At 59.3% G+C, this 6,152-nt stretch carries 5 protein-coding genes; 1 reads left to right on the forward strand and 4 read right to left on the reverse strand.

Annotated features, from left to right (window positions below; translation table 11 throughout):
- Positions 1–15: 15 nt before the first annotated feature.
- The 4 genes from AA309_RS11310 to AA309_RS11325 all read right to left on the reverse strand — a co-directional run bounded on the left by AA309_RS11310 (position 16) and on the right by AA309_RS11325 (position 5,545).
- Positions 16–411 (reverse strand): VOC family protein, encoded by a 396-nt coding sequence (locus AA309_RS11310; RefSeq protein WP_047189104.1) that lies wholly within the window; start codon positions 409–411, stop codon positions 16–18.
- A gap of 252 nt (positions 412–663) precedes the next feature.
- Positions 664–1,704, reverse strand: coding sequence for a hypothetical protein (locus tag AA309_RS11315; RefSeq protein ID WP_047189105.1), 1,041 nt, complete (start codon positions 1,702–1,704; stop codon positions 664–666).
- Entirely contained in the window at positions 1,704–4,595 is a 2,892-nt protein-coding gene (locus tag AA309_RS11320; protein ID WP_047189106.1) for a penicillin-binding protein 1A, read from the reverse strand. Before AA309_RS11320 ends, AA309_RS11315 begins: the two co-directional genes overlap by 1 nt.
- Positions 4,596–4,795: 200 nt before the next feature.
- Entirely contained in the window at positions 4,796–5,545 is a 750-nt protein-coding gene (locus AA309_RS11325) for an SDR family oxidoreductase (RefSeq protein WP_047189107.1), read from the reverse strand.
- A 69-nt stretch (positions 5,546–5,614) separates the two neighbouring features.
- On the opposite strand from AA309_RS11325, the gene AA309_RS11330 reads away from it, so the two are divergent.
- Positions 5,615–6,028 carry a DUF1236 domain-containing protein gene (locus tag AA309_RS11330; protein ID WP_047189138.1) on the forward strand — a complete coding sequence of 138 codons (414 nt, stop codon included), beginning with the start codon at positions 5,615–5,617 and terminating at the stop codon, positions 6,026–6,028.
- Positions 6,029–6,152 lie beyond the last annotated feature (124 nt).

Raw genomic sequence — 6,152 nt, forward strand, 5'->3', positions numbered from 1 at the left:
TGCACTTGGGATAGCTTACTTGTAGCGCCCGCCGCGCTGCAGCACTTCGATCTTGTAGCCGTCCGGATCCTGGATGAAGAAGAATTTCGCCAGAATCTTGCCCTGGTGCATGAATTCCTTGATCGGCAGAGGATTGAGGCCAAGGCCAGTCAGACGGGTATGCTCCGCCTCCAGGCTATCGACCGACACGGCAAGGTGCCCATAGCCATCGCCCAGAGTATAAGGTTCGGTTCGGCCGTGGTTGATCGTCAGCTCGACCTCGAACTCGCTCTCCGGATTACTCAGGTAGACCAGCGTGAAGCCATCGAAACCAAGCCGCTCCGCGACGTCGAGGCCGAAAGCCTTACTGTAGAAATCCAGAGCGCGCTGCTCGTCCAGAACCCGGATCATGGAATGAATGGCTTTAGCCATAGGGAGGACCTCGTTGAAGATTTAAGCCTTGGAGTACCGGCGAAAGCGCCTGAGCGACAGGATGCTTGCTGTCAGAGCACATAGTCGAGAAAACGTGAACCTGCCAAGCTGCCGGAACGTTCTACGTCAAGGAACCTTGGTTCTCTCCGAATTCTTGACTTGGTACGGAGGCATCACACCCGCAACCCCTTATCGCCTCCGCCAACTTCGAGCCCCGTTCAGCCCGCTTTGGAACGGGGCTTTTTCGTGGGGTCACTTTTCCAGCATTTCGGCAATGGCGCGGATGCGGTTGCGCACGTAACCGGGCAGCCCGGCGCTGATGGAATTGCCGGTGTTGAAGGAGCTTTTGCCCATGAGCACCTGCACCGGGATCAGATTGCGCAGGACAGGCACGTTCGCGAACTCCTTCTTCTGCTGCAGAACATCAGTCTCGATGCCCAGCGCCATGAAAACGGTTGCGACCGTTTTCGTGCGATCCGCCGGGTGAGGCTGCAGCACGGCGAGCAGCTTGCCGAACTGCATCACTTGGTTCACGTCGAAAAGCGTCTGCTCCAGCACTCCCGCCACAGGCGCATCGACATTGGTGAGCTTGGCCAAACCCGCCTGATCGATCTCCTGCTGGGGCAGAACACGGATCTCGGTTTGGAATTCCATGAACTCCGAGATTTTCTTGCCCCCCTCCTCCAGCTTGTTGGCGAGACGAATACCGACCGGCAACCTTCCTTCAAGAGGATAACGGGACTCGATGCAGAGGCTCTGCGGAGCCTCGCACCAGCGCCGATCGGGATTGCGGTTATGAGCGCTTTGCGGATCGGTGTTGGGGCGAGCCTGTTCGGCAGTGATGCGGCGATGCTTAATGGAAGGGTCGATCTTTTCCAGCATATCGAGACTGGTGAACCGATTGAGATCAACGACATCCGCAGGCTTTCCGACCAGGAAACGCGTTTTCACCACATACATGTGGAGCTTTTCCGTATAGGGCTTCTCGATACCGTGGACCGAGACCTTGATCGTCGGCTCCGAGTAGTTCGGGAAGAGGCTCAAAAAGCGCTTCTCCTGAGGCAGTTCCCGGGCCCAGTCCTCGAACCGCATCAGGCCTGTTTCACTATCGGCGATCTTGCCGCCGGTGTGGTCACTGAAAAAGATCGCCTTCGGCTTCAGTTGCGTGAGGGGAACGGCCGTAACCGACGGCACCTCCTCCACCCGAAAGCCATCGGCCTGAGCCGGAGCGACGGACAGAGAAAAGGCAGCCAGGGCGATCAGGCTCCAGCGCAGTGAACAGAGTGCTTTCATCAATAAACCCGTCGATAGCCCCAGGGATAATCCGGATCGACCCGGCGCGGTCTCGGACGAGGCTCATCCTCCCACCACCAGCGGAAACCCGGCTCCGTACGCCGTTGAGGAGGAGCATTCTGACGGAGGGAATCCAGCCAGCTCTGCCCTTGTGAGTAAGGAGCTTCATCATAAGAGCCATATCCACCGCTCTCATCGCCATCGCTCCAAGGATCGGGATTGCGCAGGGCATAAACCTCTTCCTGCGGCACGAGGCGGTATTGCGTGTCACTGAAGCGTCCAAACCAGCTTAACCGGAAATACTCGTTGAACGCCCCTCGCCGCCCATCCGTCACCCGGTCTCCCGTATTGATATCGATCGGCATCGCAATCAGCTGCTTGGCGACCTGAGGCGACGGCGGGCTCAGAGCAGACTTCGGAACGTGGTGCTGCCAGGCGGCTTCCACGATGTCCTTGAAGATCGGAGCCGCCACCTTTGCACCGGTCTGTCCACGTCCGAGCGTGCGGCGCTTGCCGTCTGCATTGTCGTATCCCACCCAGACGATCACCGTGACATCGTTGGTGAAGCCGGCGAACCATGCATCGTTTTCGTTATCCGAAGTACCCGTCTTGCCGGCGGCATAAGGCGCAAGAGACTTCAGATTGCGGGCCGTGCCTCGCTCCAGCACGCCTTGAAGCATGGTCTTCAATTGGAAAACGGCGGCAGCATCTGCGGAGCCGAGGCGCACCAATCCTTGCGCCTTGCGGCTGTAGATGGGGCGTCCCCGCTCCTCGATGCTCTCGAAAGCATGAGGCACCGGCATCGCACCCTCATTGGCGATGGCGGCATAGAACGCCGCGAGATCCAGGATCCGCACCGGCTGCGCGCCGAGCACGAAGGGATAATGCGGGATACATTCCAGATAGAGCTGTGCCTCCAAGGCCAGATCGCAGACATCCTGAAGGCTTTCCGCTGGATCGGATTCGATGCCGCCATCGAGCAGACGGGCCGTCACCAGGTTCTTTGAATTCTCCAATGCCCGGCGCAAAGTCACGATGCCGCCCCCGCCGCCATCGTAATTCTTCGGCCGCCAATAATCCTGCGCCCTCACGTTTGCGCCAGGGTTCACGGGTGGCAGGGTGACAGGTGCATCCCAAACCAGCGTGTTCGGCTGCAATCCCTTTGTGAGAGCGGCGAGATAGGTGAGCGGCTTGAAGGCGGAACCTGGCTGACGATGCGCTTGAGTCACGCGATTGAGCTGGCTTAACGGATAGGAGAAACCGCCCACCATTGCGAGAATGCGACCGGTCTTGTTTTCCAGAACAACCGCCCCACCCTGTACCGTCGGTGGCACCCGCAGATCGGCCCGAACAGTTCCCTTACCCTTTTGCTCGACGATGCGCACACGCACGACATCGTACAGCTTCAGGTCACGATGGGCCGCTTCCCATGCATTAAGAGGAAGAATACGTCCATCGGCGAGCCCGACGCGCAGAACATTCGCGCCTGTTTTCTTGTCCCTGCCCTTCTCGATAACAACGGCAGCCGGCCACTGCACGTCATAGAGCGGAAGACGGGCGGCCTCCAAAGCTCTGCGCCAGGCAGGCGCCGGCCCATCGTCCTTCTTGCCATCAAGCGCCCTGATGACGTCAGCAAGATTGGCCTCTGCTGCCTGAAAGCGCTGACGGCCGATGCTCAACTCGTATCGAGCCAGCCCCTCCTGCAAAGCCGCTTCGGTCGCCTGCTGCAAACCAGGGTTGATCGTGGAGCGCACAGTGTAGGAACCGGCGGTGAGGTTTTCGATGCCCGCGAGCGTGCGTGAATCGCGGCTCAAATGGTCAACAAAATAGAATCCGCTGTCGCGGCGTGGGTGCCGATAGGTAACACGTGACGGCAAGGAGGCAATCGCCTGCTGCACCTGATCGGCGTTGAGAAAGCCGTCCTCCTGCATCCGGCTCAGGACATAGGCCATGCGTTCGCGTGCACGGTCGGGTTGCGTGTCGGGATTGTAGTAATTCGGTCCCTTCGCAAGGCCTGCGAGAAGCGCTCCTTCCGACACGGACAGCGCCCCGGCGCTTTTCCCGAAATAGCTCTGGGCTGCCATCTCGATCCCCCAGGAGGTGCGCCCGAGATAGATGGAGTTGAGATAGATCTCGAGGATCTCCGCCTTGCTCAGCGTCCGCTCAATGCGGGAAGCAACGATCATCTCGCGCATCTTGCGCTCATAGGTGACGTCGTCGCCCACCAGAAGGTTCTTGGCGACCTGTTGTGTGATGGTTGAACCGCCAGCTGGTCGCGTAGGATCGGAGAGGTTGTTCATGAAGGCGCGGATCACGCCACGCTCATCGACACCCTTGTGCTGATAGAAGCGCTTGTCCTCCGCCGAGACGACGGCCTGCTGCACGGATTTGGGAATGTCCGACAGCGGCACCCAGATGCGCCGGTGATCGGGTTCGTAGACCTCGGCAAAGCGCCGACCGTTGCCGTCCAGGATCACGCTGACGCCCGGCAGCTTGAGGCCTTTCAGCTTTCCCGCATCGGGGAGATCGGCCACTGCACTGTTGTAATAAGTAATCACCTCGCCGAGATCGACAGGCGGAGGCTCTACCTTCTCGTTCTTGCAAAACTGGCGGTAGCTCGCATGCAGGTCGTTGAAGCTCAAACCCTGGAGCATCTTGAGATCGCCCGTCACCGCTTGCGGATCGTCCATCGCGGTTGCGATCAGATCGTCGAGATTGATGTCCTCGATGTCGAAGGCGCGGCGCATATGCGTGCAGCCGCTTTTCAGGATCTCAGCTACTTCCTCGCGGTCCTGCACTGGATCGAAGGACGTCTTCACCGTGTCCGGATCCACCAGGACCTGACTCAAGGTCAGAGCCGTTGCGAAAATCTTGACGAGGATCGCGCTCATTCCGCCGCCATCATCAAATAATCATACTCCTTATGAAGCTGAATTCGCAATGAAAACAGGCCGGCATGCGCCCGGCCCGTTCACATTGTCGGAAGCAAGCTGAATGAAAGCTGGATAGTACGGCTGTTTTAGGACCGGCATCAGGATCCATATGGAGCGAAAAGCCACGCTTCCCAGCCGTGCGGAGTAGCTTTCGTGCTCTATCCGCGTCCGACGAAAGGCATCTTGGTCGCCATAACGGTCATGTTGAGAACGTTGGCACTCAAGGGCAAGCTCGCCATGTAGACGACAGCCTCCGCCACATGAACGGGATCGATGGTGGGTTCTGCCATCACCGTACCGTTCGGCTGCAGGATTCCGCTCGCTATCCTGGCTGCCATGTCGGTCGCCGCATTGCCGATATCGATCTGCCCGCACGCGATGTCGTAGGCGCGCCCATCAAGAGACGTGGATTTCGTCAGGCCGAGAACGGCGTGCTTCGTGGCCGTGTACGGCGCGGACAAGGGCCGCGGCGCATAAGCCGAGACCGAGCCGTTGTTGATGATGCGTCCCCCTCTTGGATCCTGGTCCTTCATGATCCTGAACGCCTCCTGGGTGCAGAGGAATGTGCCGGTCAGATTGGTATCGACGACGCTGTTCCATTGCTCCAGGGTGAGTTCCTCCAAAGGAACGGCTGGAGCCCCGATGCCCGCGTTGTTCACGAGGAGATCCAACCTCCCAAAGGTCTCCTTCACCTGTGAGAACAAAGCTTTGACCGAGGTGGGATCCGTCACGTCGGCGGACACCAGAAGAGGCTCGCCACCGATCTCCCCGGCCGCCTTTTCGAGCATCTCTTTCCGTCGCCCCGCCATGACGACATTGTAGCCCTCCTTCAGAAGGGCCGCACAGATCGCCCTGCCCACGCCAGTCCCCGCTCCTGTGACAATGGCGATCTTGGAATCTTTGCCCATGTTTTCCTCCTTATGGAACCGGCCAAGCTTTTTTGCGTTCGCATTCTGCCAATCGGAAAGGAGTCCGTCATGCACAATCGTGTCCTAAGCTCGGCCGCTACTCTGGCTGTGATCGCTCTTCCCCTTGCCCTTGCCGCCTGTCAGAGCGGAACGACTGCGGGTGCTGCCGGCGGTGCCGTGACGGGTGCCATCGTAGGTGGCCCGATTGGCGCCGCCGTGGGTGGCGTTGCTGGTGCTGCAGTTGGCACCGCACTGTCTCCTGAGGAATCCACCCGCGTCCAAAGCTATGTGGTCACGCAGCGTCGTCCGTCAATTCGCGTCGCTGACGAGGTAGTCGTTGGCCAGCCGCTGCCGCCGCGCGTGCGTCTCTATCCTGTCCCGGAGCGGGTCGGCCTCGCGAACCCCTACAGCTATACCGTCGTGAACGATCGCACTGTGCTCGTCGATCCGCAGACCCGCACCGTCGTGCAGGTCATCGAGTAAATCTCGTTTCCCGGAAAAATGGAAAAGGCGGCTTACTCGAGCCGCCTTTTTCTTGTTCATTATCAAGCAGCAACTCAATCATCCACCGATAGATGGTCGATCAGGATTTCGCGTTTTCCGGCGT

It is taken from the genome of Microvirga vignae (genome assembly GCF_001017175.1).
Taxonomy (GTDB): Bacteria; Pseudomonadota; Alphaproteobacteria; order Rhizobiales; family Beijerinckiaceae; genus Microvirga; species Microvirga vignae.

Coding starts and splice junctions, on each gene's coding strand:
- AA309_RS11310 (WP_047189104.1), bottom strand. CDS start 411: ATGGCTAAAGCCATTCATTCCATGATCCGGGTTCTGGACGAGCAGCGC.
- AA309_RS11315 (WP_047189105.1), bottom strand. CDS start 1,704: ATGAAAGCACTCTGTTCACTGCGCTGGAGCCTGATCGCCCTGGCTGCC.
- AA309_RS11320 (WP_047189106.1), bottom strand. CDS start 4,595: ATGAGCGCGATCCTCGTCAAGATTTTCGCAACGGCTCTGACCTTGAGT.
- AA309_RS11325 (WP_047189107.1), bottom strand. CDS start 5,545: ATGGGCAAAGATTCCAAGATCGCCATTGTCACAGGAGCGGGGACTGGC.
- AA309_RS11330 (WP_047189138.1), top strand. CDS start 5,615: ATGCACAATCGTGTCCTAAGCTCGGCCGCTACTCTGGCTGTGATCGCT.